Origin of the sequence: Streptomyces sp. MAR4 CNX-425 (assembly GCF_048656465.1) — a bacterium.
Taxonomy (GTDB): domain Bacteria; phylum Actinomycetota; class Actinomycetes; order Streptomycetales; family Streptomycetaceae; genus Streptomyces.
In genome coordinates this window covers 239,597-260,561 of the sequence record NZ_JBMDLF010000008.1, presented here as the reverse complement: position 1 = coordinate 260,561, position 20,965 = coordinate 239,597, and the positions used below count along the sequence as shown (strand labels likewise).

Annotated in this window: 13 protein-coding genes; 6 read left to right on the top strand and 7 right to left on the bottom strand. The window is 74.8% G+C overall.

Features of this window, described 5'->3' with window-relative positions:
• Positions 1-76 precede the first annotated feature (76 nt).
• The 3 genes from ACHZ99_RS23070 to ACHZ99_RS23060 all read left to right on the top strand — a co-directional run bounded on the left by ACHZ99_RS23070 (position 77) and on the right by ACHZ99_RS23060 (position 6,096).
• Entirely contained in the window at positions 77-823 is a 747-nt protein-coding gene (locus tag ACHZ99_RS23070) for a response regulator transcription factor (RefSeq protein ID WP_420306604.1), read from the top strand.
• Positions 820-1,959, top strand: a complete 1,140-nt coding sequence (locus ACHZ99_RS23065; RefSeq protein WP_420306603.1) for a HAMP domain-containing sensor histidine kinase — start codon at positions 820-822, stop codon at positions 1,957-1,959. The genes ACHZ99_RS23070 and ACHZ99_RS23065 overlap by 4 nt, the downstream gene beginning before the upstream one ends.
• A gap of 303 nt (positions 1,960-2,262) precedes the next feature.
• Positions 2,263-6,096, top strand: a complete 3,834-nt coding sequence (locus ACHZ99_RS23060; RefSeq protein ID WP_420306602.1) for a multifunctional oxoglutarate decarboxylase/oxoglutarate dehydrogenase thiamine pyrophosphate-binding subunit/dihydrolipoyllysine-residue succinyltransferase subunit — start codon at positions 2,263-2,265, stop codon at positions 6,094-6,096.
• 129 nt (positions 6,097-6,225) lie between these two features.
• On the opposite strand, the gene fxsT is transcribed toward ACHZ99_RS23060, so the two are convergent.
• The 7 genes from fxsT to ACHZ99_RS23025 form a co-directional block, all read right to left on the bottom strand.
• Positions 6,226-9,186, bottom strand: coding sequence for an FxSxx-COOH system tetratricopeptide repeat protein (gene fxsT / locus ACHZ99_RS23055; RefSeq protein WP_420306601.1), 2,961 nt, complete (start codon positions 9,184-9,186; stop codon positions 6,226-6,228).
• Between the two features lie 64 nt (positions 9,187-9,250).
• A complete protein-coding gene (locus tag ACHZ99_RS23050; protein WP_420306600.1) occupies positions 9,251-10,504 on the bottom strand; it encodes an FxsB family cyclophane-forming radical SAM/SPASM peptide maturase in 1,254 nt (417 codons plus the stop codon).
• A gap of 212 nt (positions 10,505-10,716) precedes the next feature.
• Positions 10,717-10,932, bottom strand: a complete 216-nt coding sequence (locus ACHZ99_RS23045; RefSeq protein ID WP_420306599.1) for a hypothetical protein — start codon at positions 10,930-10,932, stop codon at positions 10,717-10,719.
• Between the two features lie 65 nt (positions 10,933-10,997).
• On the bottom strand, positions 10,998-14,348 hold the full coding sequence (locus tag ACHZ99_RS23040) for an SAV_2336 N-terminal domain-related protein (protein WP_420306723.1): 3,351 nt from the start codon (positions 14,346-14,348) through the stop codon (positions 10,998-11,000).
• A 5-nt stretch (positions 14,349-14,353) separates the two neighbouring features.
• Entirely contained in the window at positions 14,354-15,397 is a 1,044-nt protein-coding gene (locus ACHZ99_RS23035) for an AAA family ATPase (protein WP_420306598.1), read from the bottom strand.
• 444 nt (positions 15,398-15,841) lie between these two features.
• A complete protein-coding gene (locus tag ACHZ99_RS23030; RefSeq protein ID WP_420306597.1) occupies positions 15,842-17,992 on the bottom strand; it encodes a trypsin-like peptidase domain-containing protein in 2,151 nt (716 codons plus the stop codon).
• Complete coding sequence (locus ACHZ99_RS23025) at positions 17,989-18,432, bottom strand: CU044_2847 family protein (RefSeq protein ID WP_420306596.1); 444 nt, start codon at positions 18,430-18,432, stop codon at positions 17,989-17,991. The genes ACHZ99_RS23030 and ACHZ99_RS23025 overlap by 4 nt, the downstream gene beginning before the upstream one ends.
• A 210-nt stretch (positions 18,433-18,642) precedes the next feature.
• Here ACHZ99_RS23025 and ACHZ99_RS23020 point away from each other — a divergent pair, with 210 nt between their 5' ends.
• The 3 genes from ACHZ99_RS23020 (at position 18,643) to ACHZ99_RS23010 (ending at position 20,921) form a co-directional block, all read left to right on the top strand.
• Entirely contained in the window at positions 18,643-18,822 is a 180-nt protein-coding gene (locus ACHZ99_RS23020) for a DUF6104 family protein (RefSeq protein WP_101421641.1), read from the top strand.
• A gap of 118 nt (positions 18,823-18,940) precedes the next feature.
• Positions 18,941-19,804, top strand: a complete 864-nt coding sequence (locus tag ACHZ99_RS23015) for a DUF4097 family beta strand repeat-containing protein (protein ID WP_420306595.1) — start codon at positions 18,941-18,943, stop codon at positions 19,802-19,804.
• A 1-nt stretch (position 19,805) separates the two neighbouring features.
• Positions 19,806-20,921: a helix-turn-helix transcriptional regulator gene (locus ACHZ99_RS23010; RefSeq protein WP_420306594.1), complete on the top strand. Its 1,116-nt coding sequence runs from the start codon at positions 19,806-19,808 to the stop codon at positions 20,919-20,921.
• Positions 20,922-20,965: the final 44 nt, after the last annotated feature.

Below are 20,965 nucleotides of genomic sequence, written 5' to 3'. Positions count from 1 at the left end.
AGGCGCGTCACCTCCCCATACGCTGCTAGCTGAACGGGAGGGCCTACGGGGAACGAGACGGCGAGGGCCACGAACCATGGACAGACAAGCCCTGACCGGCCGCGCTGACCACGCGGCCGCGGTGACGCCCGGTGCCCAGCGCAGGGTGCTGGTCGTCGAGGACGACCCGACCATCGGGCAGGCGATAGCGGCGCGGCTGCGCGCCGAAGGCTTCCAGATACGCACGGCCGCGGACGGCCCGGCAGCGGTCGCGACCGCCGCGGAGTGGGTGCCCGACCTGCTCGTGCTCGACGTGATGCTGCCCGGCTTCGACGGGCTGGAGGTGTGCCGCCGGGTGCAGGCCCAGCGGCTCGTGCCGGTGCTGATGCTGACCGCGCGGGACGACGAGACCGACATGCTCGTCGGCCTCGGTGTCGGCGCCGACGACTACATGACCAAGCCCTTCTCCATGCGCGAGCTGGCCGCGCGGGTGCACGTGCTGCTGCGCCGCGTGGAGCGCGCCACGCTGGCGGCGGGCACCGCCCGGGACGACACGCTGCGCCTGGGCGAGCTGGAGATCGACCACACCGAGCGGCGGGTGCGGGTCGGCGGCGACGACGTACACCTGACGCCGACGGAGTTCGAGCTGCTGGCGTGCCTGGCGAACCAGCCGCGGGCGGTGCTCTCCCGAGAGCAGCTGCTGGTGGAGGTCTGGGAGTGGGAGGACGCCTCGGGGACGCGCACCGTCGACAGCCACATCAAGGCGCTGCGCCGCAAGATAGGCGCGGAGCGGATACGCACCGTCCACGGCGTCGGGTACGCGCTGGAGACCCCCGTCACATGACGACGGCGGACGGCGGCACGGAGCCCGGCTTCTGGCGGCGGGTGTGGGACGCGCTGCGCCCGCTGGACCCGCTGCGGTCGGTGAACGCCGCGCTGGGCGCGCTGGTCATCGGCTCGGTGGTGATCGCCACCGGGCTGGTGTGGGTGGCGATCCGCTCCTCCACGGAGGTGCGGCTGATCACGGTCTTCTCGCTCATCGCCTCGCTGCTGATCACGCAGTTCGTGGGCCAGCGGCTGACGTCGCCGCTGGGGCAGATGACGGCGGTCACCCGCGCCATGGCGCACGGCGACTACACCGCCCGGCTGGCCACCCGCCGCCGCGACGAGTTCGGCGAGCTGGCGCAGACGTTCAACCGCATGGCGGCCGACCTGCAGTCCGTCGACCGGCACCGCAAGGAGCTGGTCGCCAACGTCTCGCACGAGCTGCGCACCCCGATCGCCGCCCTGCGCGCGGTGCTGGAGAACGTCGTGGACGGCGTCTCCGAGGCCGACCCCGACACGATGCGTACGGCGCTGCGCCAGACCGAGCGGCTGGGGCGGCTGGTGGAGCAGCTGCTCGACCTGTCGCGGATCGACAGCGGGGTGGTGCCGCTGCGGCTGCGGCGGTTCTCGGTGGAGCCGTATCTCGCGGGGGTGCTCAAGGAGTCGCACTTCGGCAGCGGCGCCCACGGCGCGGCCGGCGCCCCGGAGGCCGCCGCCGACCCGGCCGGCTCCCCCGGCCCGCGGGGGCGCGGCGACGTACGGCTGCTGCTGGACGTGTGGCCGCCGGAGCTGGTCGTACGGGCCGATGCCGAGCGTCTGCACCAGGTGATGGCGAACCTCATCGACAACGCCGTGAAGCACAGCCCGCCGGGCGGCCGGGTCACCGTGCGGGCCCGCTCCGGTACGGAGCCGGACGGCCTGGAGGTGGAGGTGCTCGACGAGGGTCCCGGCATCCCGGCCGCCGAGCGGCACCGGGTCTTCGAGCGCTTCAACCGCGGCCGGGAGACCGGCGTGCCCGGCGGCCAGGGGGCGGACGGCGGCGGCACCGGCCTGGGGCTGGCCATCGCGCGCTGGGCGGTCGATCTGCACGGCGGCCGGATCGGGGTGGCCGAATCGCCCCGCGGCTGCCGGATCAGGCTCACTCTTCCGGGTTAACGCCCGTTCGTCACTTGACCTAGACTTGACCTTGGCCGAGCGTGGGAACGGACTCGCAACGGCGGCAGAGCAGCCGGTGAACGGCCCGGTACGGCGCCGGGACGCGGCGCCACCGCCCTGATGCCCCCATGCCGAACGCGGCCAAACTGATTCTTTTTCCCGCCAAAACCAGGGCCCAAACCACGTTCGCTTTGTGACTTGCGCGACCTCGGGCGGGTGCGGCCTGCACGTTCCAGCTCGGGGGGCGTAGCCTTGTTTTCCGCTGTCCATCACCTTGTGAAGCGGAAGAGGGCGGTTGCCGCCGTGTCGTCACAGTCCCCTAAGAGCAGCTCGTCGAGCGTCCGTACCGAAGAGCCGGGCCAGGGCCGGGACCCTGCCGCGGCGTTCGGTCCCAACGAGTGGCTCGTCGACGAGATCTATCAGCAGTACCTCCAGGACCCCAACTCCGTGGACCGGGCCTGGTGGGACTTCTTCGCCGACTACAAGCCCGGCGCCGCCGCCGGGAACCAGGGGGCGGCGACGACGGCGGCGCAGCCCGCCCCCGCCGCACCCCCGTCGCCGGACGGCAGGCAGGCCGCCGCCGCGCCGGCCCAGCCCGCGCCGGCCGCTCCCGCGGCCCCCGCCGCGCCGCAGCAGCCCGCCGCCCCGGCGGCGCCCGCCGACGGCCGGGCCGTGGCCAAGCCCGCGGCCAAGCCGGCCGCCGCGCCCGCGCAGCCGGCGGCCAGGCCCGCCGCCGCCCAGCCCGCCGCCGCGGCCCCCGCCGCCGGCCCCGAGCTGGTCACCCTGCGCGGCCCGGCCGCCGCCGTCGCCAAGAACATGAACGCCTCGCTGGAGCTGCCGACGGCCACCTCGGTCCGCGCGGTCCCGGTGAAGCTCCTCTTCGACAACCGCATCGTCATCAACAACCACCTGAAGCGCGCCCGCGGCGGGAAGGTCTCCTTCACCCACCTCATCGGGTACGCGATGGTCCAGGCGATGAAGCTGATGCCGTCGATGAACCACTCCTTCGCGGAGAAGGACGGCAAGCCCACCCTGGTCAAGCCCGAGCACGTCAACCTCGGCCTGGCCATCGACCTGGTCAAGCCCAACGGCGACCGCCAGCTCGTCGTCGCGGCCATCCGGAAGGCCGAGACGCTCAACTTCTTCGAGTTCTGGCAGGCGTACGAGGACATCGTCCGCCGCGCCCGCGCCAACAAGCTGACCATGGACGACTTCACCGGGGTGACGTGCTCGCTCACCAACCCCGGCGGCATCGGCACCGTGCACTCCGTGCCGCGGCTGATGCCCGGCCAGTCCATGATCCTCGGCGTCGGCGCGATGGACTACCCCGCCGAGTTCCAGGGCACCTCCCAGGACACCCTGAACAAGCTGGGCGTCTCCAAGGTGATGACGCTGACGTCCACGTACGACCACCGGGTCATCCAGGGCGCCGCCTCCGGCGAGTTCCTGCGGATCATGAACCAGCTGCTGCTGGGCGAGAACGACTTCTTCGACGAGGTCTTCAAGTCCCTGCGCATCCCGTACGAGCCCGTCCGCTGGCTCCGCGACATCGACGCCAGCCACGACGACGACGTCACCAAGGCCGCCCGGGTCTTCGACCTGATCCACTCCTACCGGGTCCGCGGCCACGTGATGGCCGACACCGACCCGCTGGAGTACAAGCAGCGCAAGCACCCCGACCTCGACGTCAACGAGCACGGCCTGACGCTCTGGGACCTGGAGCGGGAGTTCGCGGTCGGCGGCTTCTCCGGCAAGTCGATGATGAAGCTGCGCGACATCCTCGGCGTCCTGCGCGACTCGTACTGCCGCACCACCGGCATCGAGTACATGCACATCCAGGACCCGAAGGAGCGGAAGTGGATCCAGGAGCGCGTCGAGCGCCCGCATGACACCCCGGAGCGCGAGGAGCAGCTGCGCATCCTGCGCCGGCTGAACGCCGCGGAGGCGTTCGAGACGTTCCTGCAGACGAAGTACGTCGGCCAGAAGCGCTTCTCGCTGGAGGGCGGCGAGTCCGTCATCCCGCTGCTGGACGCGGTCATCGACGCCGCCGCCGAGTCCCGCCTCGACGAGGTCGTCATCGGCATGGCGCACCGCGGCCGGCTCAACGTGCTGGCGAACATCGTCGGCAAGTCGTACGCGCAGATCTTCCGCGAGTTCGAGGGCAACCTCGACCCGAAGTCGATGCACGGCTCCGGCGACGTGAAGTACCACCTGGGCACCGAGGGCACCTTCACAGGGCTGGACGGCGAGCAGATCAAGGTCTCGCTCACCGCCAACCCCTCCCATCTGGAGGCCGTCGACCCGGTGCTGGAGGGCGTGGTCCGCGCCAAGCAGGACATCATCGGCAAGGGCGGCACGGACTTCACCGTGCTGCCGCTGGCGCTGCACGGCGACGCCGCGTTCGCCGGGCAGGGCGTGGTCGCCGAGACGCTCAACATGTCGCAGCTGCGCGGCTACCGCTGCGGCGGCACGGTGCACGTCGTCATCAACAACCAGGTCGGCTTCACCGCCCCGCCGGAGTCCGCGCGCTCCTCGATGTACGCCACGGACGTGGCCCGCATGATCGAGGCGCCGATCTTCCACGTCAACGGCGACGACCCCGAGGCCGTCGTGCGCGTCGCACGGCTGGCCTTCGAGTACCGCCAGGCGTTCAACAAGGACGTGGTCATCGACCTCATCTGCTACCGCCGCCGCGGGCACAACGAGGGCGACAACCCGCAGTTCACCAACCCGCAGATGGTCGAGCTGATCGACAAGAAGCGCTCGGTGCGCAAGCTCTACACCGAGTCGCTGATCGGCCGCGGCGACATCACCATGGAAGAGGCCGAGCAGGCCCTCCAGGACTTCCAGGGCCAGCTGGAGAAGGTCTTCACCGAGGTGCGGGACGCCACCGAGACCCCGGCCCCGGCCGAGGTGCCGCCGCACGCGCTGCCCGGCTTCCCGGTCGCCATGGACACGGCCGTCTCCGAGGAGGTCGTCAAGCGGATCGCCGACTCCCAGGTCAGCCTCCCCGACCAGGTCTCGGTGCACCCGCGGCTGCTGCCGCAGCTCCAGCGCCGGGTCGCGATGGTCGAGGAGGACACGATCGACTGGGGCATGGGCGAGACGCTGGCGTTCGGCTCGCTGCTGATGGAGGGCACCCCGGTCCGGCTCTCCGGCCAGGACTCCCGGCGCGGCACGTTCGGCCAGCGGCACGCGGTGCTCGTCGACCAGAAGACCGGCGAGGACCACACCCCGCTGAACTACCTCGCCCCCGACCAGGCCCGCTACAACGTCTACGACTCGCTGCTCAGCGAGTACGCGGCCATGGGCTTCGAGTACGGCTACTCGCTGGCCCGCCCCGACTCCCTGGTGCTCTGGGAGGCGCAGTTCGGCGACTTCGTCAACGGCGCGCAGACCGTCGTCGACGAGTTCATCTCCTCCGCCGAGCAGAAGTGGGGCCAGTCCTCCGGCGTCGTGCTGCTGCTGCCGCACGGCTACGAGGGCCAGGGCCCGGACCACTCCTCGGCCCGTATCGAGCGGTTCATGCAGCTCTCCGCGCAGAACAACATGACCGTCGCGATGCCCTCGCTGCCGTCGAACTACTTCCACCTGCTGCGCTGGCAGGTCCACAACCCGCACCACAAGCCGCTGGTGGTCTTCACCCCGAAGTCGATGCTGCGGCTGAAGGCGGCGGCGTCGCGGACGGAGGAGTTCACCACCGGCGGCTTCCGCCCGGTCATCGGCGACGACTCCGTCGACCCGGCCGCGGTCCGCAAGGTCGTCTTCTGCTCCGGCAAGGTCTACTACGACCTCGACGCCGAGCGGCAGAAGCGCGGCGCCCAGGACACCGCGATCGTGCGGCTGGAGCGGCTGTACCCGCTGCCCGGTGCGGAGATCCAGGCAGAGCTGGCGCGCTACAGCGGCGCGGCGACGTTCGTCTGGGCCCAGGAGGAGCCGGCCAACCAGGGCGCCTGGCCGTACATCGCGCTCAACCTGGTCGACCACCTGGACCTGATCATCGGCTCCGGGCCGGTGCCGAACGCCGACCGGCTGCGCCGGGTCTCGCGCTCGTCGTCGTCCTCGCCGGCGGTCGGCTCGGCCAAGCGCCACCAGGCGGAGCACGCTCAGCTGATGGCGGAGGTCTTCGACCTCTGAGCCCTTCGCGGGGTACGGGCCCGGCCCGTACCCCGCAACGGCGAACGAGAAGGGCCCCGCGCGCGGGGGGCCCTTCTCGCGTGTCCGGGGGCCGCGTGTCCGGGGAAGGCGCCCGCGGCCTGGGCTCGCTCAGTTCGGCTGCGGCTCGAAGTCCCAGTACGGGCGCTCCCGGCGGCGCGACGCGAGGGTGTGCGGGTGGTCGGCGCCGAGGGTGTCGCTGAGGATCTGCATCGCCTCGCGCTCCACCTTCTTCGCCTCCTGCGCGCGCCGCAGCGACCGCAGGTCGTCCGCGAGCGCCATCATCGCCGAAAGCGCCATGGGGTGCCGGTCGCCGAGGACCTCCCGTACGGTGCCGAGCGTCTGCCGGCTCAGCTCTTCGGCGTGGTCCGGGGCCTCCAGCCGGTTGCGGGCGGCGGCCGCGTTGAGCGCGCAGCCCAGCGTCCACGGGTGCTCCGGGCCGACGGCGGCGGTCATGCGGGTGAGCGCCAGCTCCGCGATCTCGGAGGCGTCCTGCCAGTCGCCGGTGGGCCACAGGGCGAGCCCGACGTTGCCGAGGGTGCCGGCGGTGTACGGGTGCTGCTCGCCGAGCATCGCCTCGTACCGCCGGTTGACCGACTCGGCCAGCTCCCGGGCCCGGTGCAGGTCGCGGTGCTCGCGCAGGAAGGTGGCGTAGTCGGCCTCGACCATCAGGGTCTCGGGGTGCCGGGGGCCCTGGACCTGCGTGAACCGCTGGACCACGGACTCCATGAGGGTGTCGGCCTCGGTGAGCCGGCCCAGCCGCCGCAGGCACAGGGCGAGGTTGTGCTCGGCCCGCAGGGTCTGCGGGTTGTGCTCGCCCATGACCTGACGGTGCAGCGCGGCGTTGCGCTGCTGCCGGGAGTGGGCCTCCTCGTAGCGGCCGAGGAGGCGGAGCATCCAGGCGTAGCGGGTGCCGGAGGCCATGGTCTGGTGGTGCCGGGTGCGCAGCCGCCGCTCCCGCTCGACGAGCACCGCCCGGTGGATCTCCAGCGCGTCCTGGTACCGGCCGAGGAGGGCCAGGGCGAAGGCGAGGTTGCTGCGCCCGGACATCGCGCGCGGGTGGTCGGCGCCGAGGAGCGCGGCGTACTTCTGCCACACGTCGTCGAACGCCTCCCGCGCCGCCTCGTACTCCCCGAGGCCCAGCAGCGCGCCGCTGAGGCCGTTCCGGGCCTGGAGCAGATCGGGGTCCTCCGCGTCCCGTACCGGCGCGAGCACGTCGACCAGCCGCCGGCCGGCGGCCTCGGACTCGCGGTAGCGGCCGAGGTTGCGCAGCGCCTCGGCGTGCCGGTGCACCAGCGTGATCATCGAGCGGTGCGTGGGGTCGAGCCGGATGTTCCAGGGGGCGAGCGTCTGCTCGCACATCTTCAGCGCGGCGCGGTACTCGCCGCGCTGGAGGAGGTAGTCGATGCAGTGCAGGACGAGCTCCTGCACCGCCGGGTCGGCGCTCTCCATCGCGCCGGCCGGCTCCAGGTGCGGCAGCAGCTCGGCGTACCGCCCCCACTCCCGCGTGTCCGTGGGACGGCGGGGGTCGGCCGCGGCGAGGATCCGGCAGGCGGTCGCCGACATGGCCTCCCGCTCGTCCTCGGGCAGGTCGCTCTGCAGGAAGCGATGGTACAGACGGTGCATTTGGACCTTTTCGACCTCGGTCTCCGGCGAAGGGTCGGTGAGGTAGTCGATCGTGACGGCGGTGGACTCCGACAGCCGGCGCAGCGCGGAGTGCCAGCTGATCGGGTCGCTCGCCAGCTCCGCCAGATAGCCCGGCAGCTGGTCGCTGCGCTCGACGATCCGGGACACCGGGATGCTGTCCGGGGAGAAGAAGGCGAGCAGGTTGAGCATCGCGGCCGCCGCCGGGGCCTTCTCGCGCATCCCGTTCAGCGTTATCGACCAGCTGGTCAGAAAGCCCATCGGGTAGTCGGAGCCGATGCTGATGCCGACCTTGCCGGGCTCCTTCTCGCGCAGCAGCTCGATGTAGTCGGCGGGCGCCATCGTGCTGGAGTCGAGCCAGGCCGCGGTCTGGCTCAGCACCAGCGGCAGGTCCTGCACCGCCTCGGCCAGCCCGTCGGCCTCGTCCTCGGACAGCCGGGGGGCGCGCCGACGGGCGAAGGCGACGCTCTCCTCCCGGGTGAAGTGCGGGACCTCGATCTCCTGGGCGCCGCCGCTGACGGCCCAGTCCCGGGTGCGGGTGGTGATGAGCACGTGCCCGTCGCCCTCGGGGATGATGTCGTCGAGCAGCTCCATCTCGTCGGCGCTGTCGAAGACCAGCAGCCAGCGGCGGTACGGGCGGCCGGTGCGCAGCGCGTCGCGGACGCGGCGGACGCGGTCGCCGATGTTGCTGCCGACCGGCAGGTTGAGCCGTACGGACAGGTCGGCGAGCTGCTCGCGGGCCGTCATGCGGTAGTTGGCGTTGACGAACCAGACGACGTCGTAGTCGTTGCCGAAGCGGTGGGTGTACTCGATGGCGATCTGGCTCTTGCCGACGCCGGAGATGCCGGACAGCGCGATCCGGGCGCCCTGGCCGACGGCGCCGGAGGACAGGGTGCCGTGCAGCTGCTCCAGGATGTCGTCGCGGCCGGTGAAGCGGTAGTTGCGGCGGGGGGTGTTGAAGACCACGGGCGGGTCGTTGGGGAACCGCGGCGCGCGCTCGGGCTCGCGGTCCGGGCGCACCGGGGTGTCCGGGTCGATGCCCAGCCGGGTCAGCACCCGGCGGCGGGCCTCGACGGTGCCGAGGTCGCGGAGGTCCACGGGGGCCAGCGCCGCGGCCGCGCCCGGCATCCTGGTGGCCACGCTGGCGGCGGCGAACCGCTGCCCGTGCTGCGGGATGACCGTGCGCAGCGCCTCGTTCCACTCGTCCTCGTCGCGCGGGCCGAGCCCGAAGAACCAGTCGTCGAGCACCAGCAGGATGCGGTCCGGCGCCGCCAATAACCCCGACAGCTCGTCGGCCAGCGGGCGGCCGGGCGCGGGGCTCCAGCGCAGCATCGCGGTGGGGTGTCCGAGCAGCTCCAGCTGATGAGCGATCCAGGCCGCCCAGGGGCGGTTGAACCCCGCGTAACTGATGCTGATGGGCTCGGCCATACGACCGTCTCCCTCCGATTCGAGACGGGCCTTCTCCTGGCACAGTATCCCATCTGGTGGCCCGTCAGCTCACGCACGGCGGCTGCACTGGAAGGTCGTAGACCTTCCGCTGCGCGGTCACCGCGGTCGCCAGCCGGTGCGCCACGTGCCGGATGAGCCGCTCCAGGTCGGCGCAGTACACGGAGGGGTTGCGGAACCCCTCGCCGGCCCGGAAGCGGTGCGCGTAGTTGCCGCCGCCGCACACCTCGACGACCGCGCAGCGGCGGCACTGCGCGGACAGCGCCCGCAGCCCCAGCTGCCGGGCGGCGATGCCGGGGTGGTCCAGCGCCTCGTCGAAGGAGTTGCGGAAGACGTCGAGGCCGGTGCCCGCCGCGCCCTCGTACACCGACTTGAGCGAGTCGATCTGCTCGACGGCGCCGTCCGTCTCCACCACCACCGCCGTGACCGGCGACAGGCCCACGGCCTCCGTACCGCTCGGCCGGCCCAGCAGCAGCCCCAGGATCTCGGTGAACAGCCGCACCCGCGGCGACGGCCGGGGCAGGTCCCACCACAGGTCGAAGACCTCGCAGAGCCAGTCGCCGTACGGGGCCGGGCCGCGGCCCGGCGCGGCGGGCGGCGGCGCCGACCAGTTCGCGTGCGGCAGCAGGAAGTCGACGACCGGCGGCCGCAGGGCGCACAGCGAGTCCAGCACGGCGGCCGGCGAGGCGGTGACGTCGACCGTGCACAGGATGCCGCCGTGGCTGCCCGGGTGCCGGCTCAGCAGCCGGGCCGCGCGCTCCAGCGCGGGCCAGGCGGGGCGGCCGGCGTGGTCGACGCGGCGGGCGTTGAGCCCGGGCGTGCCGCCGTCGGCGCTCAGGCCCACCCGGATGCCGCCGGCGGCGAGCGTCGCCAGCGCGGACTCGGTGAGCAGCGTGCCGTTGGTCTGCACGCCGGCGACGAGGGTGCAGTCGGCCGGCAGCGCCGCGCGCACCAGCGCCGTCTGCCGGACCAGCGAGGCGGCGCCGGCGAGCAGCGGCTCGCCGCCGTGCAGCTCGACGCGGATGCGGCGCAGCCCGTGGGCGCGGACGTGCTCGGCGATGCGGCGGGCGGTGTGCCGGGTGACGGCCTCGGGCATCCGGGCGGGGCGGTCGCGCCAGCCGCTGTCGGCGCCGTGGTAGACGTAGCAGTAGGTGCACGACAGGTTGCAGCGGCTCTGCACCTTCAGGATGAACTGCCGGAACGGCACCGCCCGGACCCCGGTGGCGCGCAGCAGGTCGACGTCCAGCAGCCGGCCCGGCCAGGGCGCCTCCCGCTCCGCGCCCGTGCCTCCGTAGTCCATGCGGCTCCCCGGTCCCCCCCGAGTCCGGACGGTGACGACCCACCGCCCCTGAATGCATGGCGCACATGTCACCCGGGTGAAACCCGGTGGCAGCCCAACTGACTGTTTCTGTGCGTAATCTGCCGCGATCCGGCCGCCCGGCTTCGTCGGCGGGCTGTGTGCTTCCGTGCCGGTGTCGGCCGGCGTGTGCGCCGCGAGGTGCTGCCGTCGTCCTAATCGTCGTCGTCGGGGCCGTTGTCGAAGTAGGCGCCGGCATCATTGTCGGACGGCCAGTGACGGAGCAGGTGGGCGACGGCTCCCGCAAGCACCGGGGGCTCGCCGCGGGCGGCCACCGCGTACACGTCCACGTCGCCGAAGTCGGGGAGGCGGACGGACGGGCCTCGCGCCGACGGTGTCCCGTCCGGCGCCGCCGACAGGGGGTTCTCCACGCTGTTCTCCTCCGAAGGGTGTGAGAGTCCTTCCCCGAACAGTCGTGCAGTGAAACGGACCGGGGTCAGTCCTCGCCTTCGAGGGCGCGGATCTGCTCGCGGGTCAGCGCCGCGCCGGCGCTCTCCGTCTGCTCCGCGCGGTGCCACTGCTCCCAGGCGTCCCGGTACGCCCGGAGCGCCGCCGGCCGCCCCGCCGTGGGCTCCAGCATCTGGCCGCGCCGGTGGTGCGCGCGGGCGGCGTCGGCCGGGTCGCCGGCCCGTTCGGACAGCAGCGCGGCGCGCCGGTAGCAGTCCGCGGCCCGCTCCTGCCGCTGCCGGAACTCGGTGCGCAGGTCGATCAGCAGCTGTACGTCCCCCAGCTCCAGCCAGGCGTGGGCGCGTACCCGCGGCGGCGCCTCGTCCTCGCGCGCGGCGAGGTCGAGCACCCACTCCGCCTCGTACAGGTCGGTGCGGGTGCCGAAGGACTCGTAGCGCAGCCGCAGCGCCCGGCCGAAGAGCAACTGCCGCCGCGGCAGGTCCGGATGGCGCTGCGGCGTCTCCGCCAGCACCTCGCGCAGCACCGGCACCGCCCGCCCGCGCAGCTCCGGGTCGGCCGGGGTGAGCCGGGCGCGGCGCAGCAGCAGCTCGCCGTGCTCGGTCAGCACCTCCCCGTACAGCGCCGCCCCGGGCGGCAGCAGCCGCCGCGCGTCCGCCAGCCAGCCGTCGGCCTCGACCAGCAGCTCGCCGTCCCCGCCGCGGGCGAACTCCGCGACCCGCACCTGGGCTTTGCGGCGCAGGCTCTCGGCCTGCAACCGGTAGTCGTCGAGGGCGGCGGCGAGCCGGCCCGCCCGGTCCAGCGCGGCCAGCGCCCGGCCGGCGCCGGCGTCGCCGGCGGCGGTCGTGTTCGCCTCGGCCAGGTCGAGCAGCGCCTCGCACTCCTGCCGGCGCAGCTCCGGCCCGCCCTCCATGCGCAGCAGGTCGACGCCGGTGCGCAGGTCGGCGGCGGCGCGCAGCCCGTACGCCCGGGTCTCGTCTATCGTCTGCTCGGCGTGCGCCCGGCCGAGGGTGACGCGGCCGCGGGCGAGGAACAGCCGCGCGGGCACCAGCTCGTCGTCGGACCAGCCGGCCAGCAGCTCGTCTATGGTCTCCTCGGCCTCGTGCAGCGCGGCGCCGTCGCCGGTCAGGGAGTGCAGCCGGCGCAGCACCTCGGCGAGCAGGCCGCCGCGCTCCTGCCGGTCGTCGTGCGTGGTGGCCAGGGCGCGGCTGCCGCGCAGGTGGGCGGCCGACTCGCGGAGCGCCGCGAGGGCCTGTTCGTGCTCGCCGTCGGCCACGCGCTCGCGCGCGACCTCCCACATCACCTCGGCGTACGTGAGCCGTTCGCGCAGCGGCGGCCCCTCCCCCGCCGCCGGCACCGGCACGGCGCCGCCGGCCGGCGCGCCCGGCGCGCCCGCCGCGGCCAGCGCGCTGCGGGCCCACCGCTCGGCCTCCGCCAGCGCGTCCGGTTCGCGGAGCCGCTGCCAGTGCAGCAGCAGGGCGCGGGCGAGCAGCCCCTGCTGGGCGGTGTCCCGCTCCTCGACGACGGCGCGCCGCAGGGCCCGTACGGCGTCGAGCAGGTCGCGGACGCTGCGGTTGCGCTCGTACCGCCGCAGCAGATCCGCGCCGCTCGCCGCCTGGGGGCCGCGGAAGGCGGGCTGGAAGGCGCGCAGCACCTGCTCGGAGACGCGCGCGAACTGGTCGGGGACCTTGCCCCCGCCGAGGTCCGGCTCGCGGTCCTCGCCGGAGAGGTAGGCGACGGCGACGGCGGGGAAGTTGCGGGCGCCCTGGCCGAACGTCCGCTCGATGTACAGCGAGCAGTGCTTGAGCACCAGGGCCGCCTCGCCGTGGCTGAGGCGGCGCAGCAGCAGATCGCGCACGCCGGGGCGGAAGTCGAACCAGGGGTCGTCGCCCACCGCTTCGCGCCCCGGATCGCGCGCCTCGCGCGCGGGGGCGCGTACCGGCTCGCGCGCCTCCACCAGCTCGCTCAGCAGGATCTCCGCGGTCTCCGCCGGCCCGGTGTCGGGGAACAGGGCGCGCTGCACCAGCCGGATGACCGGCAGCACCAGCGGCACCGCGGCCAGGTGGATGGCCAGCAGCCGGGCGGCCGGCGAGGCGGTCGCGTCGAACGCGGCGAGCGCGGCGGCCGGGCCGGGGCCCACCTCGGCGGGCCGGGCGGGCGCGGCCGGGGCGGCGGCCCGGCCCCCGCCGGACGGGCGCACCCAGCCGGCGGCGCCGGGCAGCGAGAGGCCCTCGCCGGCGGCCAGCAGCCGCGCCCAGGTGCCGATCGCGGCGGGCTCGGGCGCGAGCACCGGCAGCGGGCGGGCGCCGTCCGGGGCCACGTCGCCGCGGGTGCCGGGGCGGAAGTCCAGCGCCGGGTACGGGCCGGGGTGGCGGACGAGCAGCCCGGGCAGCGCGGCGAACGGCATCTCCCGCCACCGCCGGTGCGGCAACGGCTGGACGACGGCGACGGGGGCGGTGCCGAGCCAGCCGTGCAGCATCCGCTGCATCCGGCCGTCGCGCCACATCGGTCCCGCGCAGTCGCTCAGCACCAGCGTCAGCCGCCGCCCGCCGGGGTCGTGCAGCCGGCCGGCGTCCTGGAGCATCGCCGGGCGGCCGGCCGCGCCGGTGCAGCCGACGCCGCCGTCGGGCAGCGGGTGGAGGCGCTGCACGGTGACGTCGCGGAAGGCGCCGGAGCGCTCGGCGACCGTACGCAGGTCCTCCAGCAGCCGGCCCCACACCTCCATGGCGGGCGAGGCGTCCATGAGTAACTGGAGGGTGGCGCGCCGCCGGGGGGCGCGCAGCACGGGGATGACCAGGTCGGCCCGGGCGCTGAGCTCGGCCGTGGCGTCCTCGTCCAGCTCGCCGGGGGCGACGGCGGCGACCCGCGGCTGGTAGCGCCGCAGCGGCCGCAGGGCGCGCTGCAACGGGACCAGGGCGGGCAGCGCGGGCGGCTCGGGGACGCCGACGCGGCCGACCTGGCGGTACGCGGGGGTGTCCGCGCCGCGTACGGCGTCGCGGTCCGGTCCCCGCGGCGGGAGGACCGGGCCGGCGGCGAGCCCCACGTGCCGCTCGGGCGCGGTGTACGTCCCGGCGCCGGGCCGGTCCGGGGCGTCGCCGGTGTCCGCGTCGGCGGTCGCCGGGCCGGCGCCGGTGTCGGTGTCCGCGGCGGGGTCGGGGTCCGTAAAAGTGGCCGAATCCGTGCCCTTCGCCGGCCCGCCCGGGCCGGCGCCCGGGTCCGCGCCGCCGCCCGCGGCGTCCGCCGCCTCGGCGCTGCGCGCCAGCTCCCCGGCGAGCCACAGGACGTCGGCGAGGCCGCGGGCGTCCGGGGGCAGTCCGGCCGCCAGCAGCCGGCCCACCAGCTGCTCGGCCCCCTGCCCGGCCGCACCCGCGCGCCCCGCCATCGCGCTCACCGCGGCCTGTTGATGGGCCGCATCAGCTCCTCGGTGACGCGCCGGGCGGAGCCGTCCGCCGGATCCCAGTCCGCCTGCCGGGTCAGTTCGATGGCGTTGAGCAGCTGGTCCACGGCGCGTACGTCGCCGGCACCGGCCGCCAGGAAGCGGTCGATCAGCTCCCCGAACCGCTCGTCGTCGCCCTCGGGGAAGTGCGACCGCACCATCCCCGTCAGCCGCGCCCGGTCCGGCACCGGCAGCTGGAGCTCGATGCAGCGGCGGCGCAGGGGCGCCGGGAACTCGCGCTCGCCGTTGCTGGTCAGCACGATGAACGGGAAGGCGCCGCAGCGCACCCGGCCGCCGCGCACGGGCACTTTCGTACCGTCGTCGCTGAGCACCTCGACGACCGGCGCGCGGTCGGCGATCCGCTCCAGCTCGGGGATCGTGAACTCACCCTCCTCCAGCACGTGAAGAAGGTCGTTGGGCAGGTCGATGTCGCTCTTGTCCAGCTCGTCGACGAGCAGCACGCGCGGGCGCGCGGAGGGCAGCAGCGCGGTGCCGAGCGGCCCGAGGCGGATGTAGCGCCCGATGCCGCCGCCGGGCTCCTCGGCGGCGTCCCCGGCGGCCTCGGCGGCACCGGGGCGCTGCGCGGCGCGCTCCAGCTGGGCGTCCTGGAGCCGGCCGATGGCGTCGTAGGCGTAGAGGCCGTCGCGGAGGGTGGAGCGGCTGACGATGGGCCAGGTCAGCACCCGGCCGAGCCCCAGCTCGTACGCCACCGAGTGCGCGAGGGTGCTCTTGCCGCTGCCGGCCTGCCCGGTGACGAGCAGCGGGCGGCGCAGATAGAGCGCGGCGTTGACCATCTCGCACTCGCGGGTGCTGGGCCGGTGGTGGCTGGCCTCGCGGCGCCGCTGGCCGAGCCTGCGCTCGGAGGACGGCTCCAGCGCGGCGGGCGGTGGCACGGGCGGGCCGCCGTCGAATTCTCGCCAGGGCGGCGGTGACGGCAGTCTCTCCATGCCGTCGTGGGGGGCGCCGGTGCCTCGGTAGATGAGCCACTCGCTCACGTCGTAACCCCTTTGTCGCCGACCGGGCAGCGGGCTTGCCCCACTGTCTGCCCTGCGACGGACGGGGGCAACCCTCACGGGGGTAAGAGGCTAGCCGGGCGTGCTGACGCCGGGTGCCGAATCGGCCAATCCGCGTGGTGGCGGGCGGGTTTCGACCAAGTGCCGGACGGGTGCGCGCCGTTCGCCCCCGGCGCGCCCGGTACGGCCGCGCGCCGGGTCACCCGTTCACCGGCACCCGTACGAAGGCGGCGGGGACGCCGGTCGGCGGCCGCCCCGCGAAGGCCGGGGCCGTCCCCGCCCGCGCGGGACCCAGCCCGCCTTCGCTCACCGGCCCGCGCCGATGGCGTCATCCACCACACCCACCACCCGCACCCGGCCCCACCCCAACCCCGGCCAAACCGCACTCCCGGGCCAGGCGCGGCCCGCGCACGCAGCCACCCCCACTCACCGCCCCGCACCGATCGCGTCATCCGCGTCGTCGTAGAAGAGGATCACGTCCCCCGCGCAGCCCCGCCCCGTCTCCAGCGCCTCGCGGCGCACTTCGTGGAGCCGCTCCGGCAACCCCCGCACGACGGTTCCCGCACCGTTCGACAGCAGTGCCGCCAGCTCCTCGTGATACGCCGCGCACGCCTCGCCGCACGCGTCGTCCTCGTGTCCGTCCGCCCGCCAGAGCGCCACCGCCGTGCCCTCGTCGAGCAGCTGCCCCACCACCGCCGCCCGGCCGCTCCCGCCGCCGAGCGCGTGGCAGAACACCGGCACCGCCCCGTCGTCCGCCCCGCGCCCCCACCGCGGCGGCTCCGCCCGCTCCAGCCGCTGCCGCGGCGCCCGGCTCATCCGCCGCCACCGGTCCCGCCACAGCGGGTCCGGCTCCGGCCCGCCGCGCGCCACGTCCCGGTGCACCACCGGCCGCACCGTCCCGGCCGGCGGGCGGGCCGCGGTGGCCCGGCCGGAGGCCGGCAGCTCCCAGCGGTACGTGGGCTGCGCCTGCCGCTCCTCCGGCAGCGCCACCTCCAGCCGCACCCGGGTCTGCGCCTCGACGTCGGCGCCGAGCAGCTGCGGCGCGAGCGCCGCGAGCACCTGCTGCTCGACCTCCTCGAACGGCCCGCCGGCGTACGACTGGTCGAGCGCGACGTGCTCCCACTCCCCCTCGCCGTAGCCGCGCCGCACGGTCCAGTTGTAGCGGGGCACGGCCGGCGCGGCGGGGTCGCGGAACGGCAGTTCGTCGAACGTGACGAGGACGCTGACCGGCGCGCGCCGTACCGCCCGGATCTCCTGGCGCTCGCTCGGCGTCAGCTCGCCCGCCCGCTCCGCGACCCACGCTTCGAGCGAGTCCACGGCGTCGCGCCCCCCGCCCTCGCCGGAGCCGGCGCCCGCGCCCGTGTCCGCCGCGGCCTCGCGGGCCACGAGCTTCAGGTACAGCAGCATGTCGCGCAGCGCCCGTTCCGGCGCGCACTGCCGGTGCAGCAGCCCGTGGCCGTCGCGCCAGTCGCGCAGCCGCCGGTCGCCCAGGGGGCGGCCCTGGATGTCGAGCACGTGGTGCACCAGCCGCTCGACGACCTCGGGGTCGCGCGGCGCCGGCAGGTCGGCGAGCCGCTTGAGCGCGCTGAGGCGGTCGAGGGCGCCCCAGGCGCCGAAGCGCAGCGGGCCGAGGGCGCGCTGGAGGTCGGTCCAGGAGGTGCGTTCGTCGTCGATGCCGTGGTGGCGGCGCCAGTGCCAGGCGTCGTGCAGCCGCATCAGCTCGCGGTACGGCTCGGGGCCCAGCCCCGGTGCGCCGGGCAGCAGGTGCTCCGGCGAGAGCGCGTGCAGCTCGGCGAGGGAGACGGCGGTGCCGCCGCCGGTGCCGGAGCGGTAGCGGGCCTTGACGACGCCGACGACCTCGCCGCGGCCGAGGTGCAGGACGGGCCCGCCGGAGGCCCCCCGGCGGATGGGGGTGGGGGTGCCGAGCAGGATCTGCTGCCCGTTGCGCCCGGCGAACTCGGCGCTCAGCAGGGCCGCGTCGCCCCCGGTCCCGTTCCCGGCGCGCCCCTGGGCGGCGCTGAGGAGGACGGCCTCGTCGAGGAAGTCGTCGTAGCGGTCGCCGAGCCAGACGGGTTCGCTGCCGGCCGGGGGCCGGGCGGCGACGCCGCGCCCGTTCCCGTACGCCGTCGCGAACGCGCTCCCGAACGGCGCCGGCGCGAACTGCGACTCGCCTCCGGCCGCGTCGGGCAGCAGCCGCACCAGGGCCAGATCCGGCCCCACGTTCATCACCGCTTCGGCGAACGTCTCATCCCTTATCTCCGGGTCGCGTCCCATCCGCGCCGCCGTGCCGTCCGGCGACGGCATGCTGTACTCCACCCGCCCCGGCACCGTACGCCCGCCCACGACCACGCCGACCAGCTCGCCGGGCGCCGTACCGCGCCGCCAGCCGTCGGGGTGGACGAAGACGTGCGCGCAGGTCAGCACCCACTCCGGCGCGACGAGGAACCCGCTGCCCCACAGCGAGCCGTCCTTCGCGCCGGGCGCGGCCCGGATCTCGACCGTGGCCGCCGCCGCCAGTTCGCACAGCCGCCGACGCGCGTACTCGCCGGACCCGCCGCTCTCGACCGGAACTCTCATACCGCTTCGGACGCCGTCGAAGACGCACCGGATGCACCGGATGCAGCCGAATCGGGCGCGACCGCGCCGGAGCCGCCGTCCGGTGCCGAGCCGGGCTGCCAGGTCAGCGTCACCGACAGCTGCGCGGTCGTCTGCGCGTCGGCCAGCAGCGCGAGCGCCTTCCCCGGCCCGGCGGAGATCTCCACCCCGAACGTCACGCTCACCTCGTGCGGCACGGCGGCCGCGGTCGCGGCCCGCACGGAGGCGGCCACCCCGCCGACGAGCGGCCCGAGCCCGGCCAGCCGGGAGGTCAGCCGGCCCCAGTCGGCGACGTCCTCCGGCTCCTCGTCCACGTCCGGTCCGGCGCCCTCCCGTACGACACGCTCGTCGAGCGGTGTCGCGCGGACCCACACCTCGGTGCCGTCCGGCAGCGTCACGCGCTGCGGCAGGCTGCTGCTCATCCGATTCCCCCGACTACGCTGGGTGCCCAATGCACTGACATTAGTCCGCCGCCGGCCGCCCCGCGACAGCGCTCGCCCGCCCCTCGGGCGCCCGTACGAGGGCATTTCCGGCCAGACCGCGCAAGCGGGAGCCGCGCCGCCTGACCGGCACCCGCCCCGTCGGCTGCGGGATACTGAACCGGTCACCGTCCCCCGTCCGGAGCACCCACCATGTACTTCACCGACCGCGGCATCGAGGAACTGGAGAAGCGGCGCGGCGAGGAGGAGGTCACCTTCGAGTGGCTCGCCGAGCAGCTGCGCACCTTCGTCGACCTGAACCCGGAGTTCGAGGTTCCGGTGGAGCGGCTGGCCACCTGGCTGGCCCGCCTCGACGACGAGGACGAGGAGTAGTCCGCGCTTGACTTCCGCCCACCGCGATATATCGTGTCTTACGGATACGCGATATGTTGCGTGAGCCTCGGGCGTGCCCGCCCGCGAGGCGCGAGAGCCGGAAGTCAGGAGGCCGTGGATGTCGGTGCAGCTGGTGGCCGATCCCCAGACCCTCGCCTTCGAGGAGCCGGTCACGGCCCTGAAGGTGCGGATCGTCAACGGGGCCGTGCACGTCGTGGGCACCCACGGCGACGCCGGCGCCCGGCTGGAGGTCAGCGAGATCGAGGGGCCGCCGCTGCGGGTCTCCCTGGAGGACGGCGAGCTTACGGTCGCGTACGAGGACCTGCCCTGGCGCGGCTTCCTGAAGTGGCTCGACCGCAAGGGCTGGCGCCGCCGCGTCGTCGTCTCCCTCGCCGTGCCCGCCGCCGCCCGCGTCGAGGTCGGCGTCGTCGGCGCCGACGCCGTCGTCTCCGGCATCGCCGGCCGTACGGACGTACGCGGCGTCAGCGGCGGCGCCACGCTCGTCGGGCTCTCCGGCCCGGTCCGCGCCGACACCGTCTCGGGAGCGCTGGAGGCTCAGGCGGTGGAGGGCGACCTGCGCTACAACTCCGTCTCCGGCCCCCTCACCCTGATAGACGGCGCCGGCGGCAGCGTCCAGGCCGACACCGTCAGCGGCGACATGATCATCGACCTCTCCCCCGCCGCCCGCGCCGCCGACGTCCGCGTCAGCACGGTGTCGGGCGAGATCGCCCTGCGGCTGCCCGAGGGCCCCGACGTCGAGGTGCAGGCGAGCACGACGAGCGGCGCCGTCTCCAACGCCTTCGACGCGCTGGACGTCAGCGGCCAGTGGGGCGCGAAGTCCGTGTCCGGCCGCCTGGGGACGGGCAAGGGCACGCTGCGCGCGACCACCGTCTCCGGCGCCCTGGCCCTGCTCCGCCGCCCGCCGGGGGTGGACGAGGAGCCGGAAGACGCGCCCGGCCCCGCAGACAAGAAGGTGCTCTGACATGCCCCCCGTCTTCGCCCACGGCAGGCTCCGGCTCTACCTGCTCAAGCTCCTCGACGAGGCCCCCCGCCACGGCTACGAGGTGATCCGCCTCCTCGAAGAGCGCTTCCAGGGCCTCTACGCCCCCTCCGCCGGCACCGTCTACCCCCGGCTCGCCAAGCTGGAGACCGAGGGCCTGGTCACGCACGCCTCCGAGGGCGGCCGGAAGGTCTACGCCATCACCGACGCCGGCCGCGCCGAACTGGCCGCCCGCCAGGCGGAGCTGGCCGAACTGGAGCTGGAGATCCGCGAGTCCGTCGCCGAACTGGCCGCCGAGATCCAGGCGGACGTCAGCGGCACGGCCAGCGACCTGCGCCGCGAGATGCGGCAGGCCGCCAAGGAGAGCCGCACGTCGGGCGGGGCCCGCGGGGCGGGCGCCGGGGAGAAGGAGTCGTGGCGGCAGGCGAAGGAGGACTTCAAGCGGGCGAAGCAGGAGTTCAAGGAGCAGGCGAGGCGCGCGAAGGACGAGACGCGCCGCGCCCGGCAGGACGCGGAGCAGGCGCGCAAGCACGCGCGCGAGACGCAGGAACGGGTGCGCAGCGAGGCGGAGCGGATCGCGCGGCAGGTGCAGGAGCAGGTGCAGACGAGGGTCCGTACGGGCGACTGGCAGAGCGGGTTGATGGACGGGCTGGCGGAGCTGACGCGGGAGCTGGGGAACCTGGGCGGCTTCGGCGGCCGCGGCACGGGCCCGGCGCCGGCCCCGGAGACGCCGGCCCCGGACTCGCCGGCCGACAAGGTGGCCGACGCGGCCACCCCGGCACCCCCCGGCGGGGCGTGGACCGGCACGCCCGGCGGACACACCCCGATGGGCGGCGTCTCGACGCCGTGGCCGCCGTACGTCAAGCCGGACCCGGCCGACACCCCGGAGTGGGCCGAGGACGACACCCCGCAGGACGCCACCCCCGCGGAGCTGGCCCGCGAACTGGAGCGCCTGCTGGACCGGTTCCGCGACGACGTCCGCGACGCCGCCCGCGACAACGGCGTCTCCCCGGACCAGCTCCGCGAGGCCCGCCGCCACCTCTCCACCGCGGCGGCCCACCTCGCCGCGCTGCTGCGCGGGGGCGGCCGGCCCGACTGAAACCCCGGCCTCCGCAGGCATCTTGAAATGTACGCGGTGAGTGT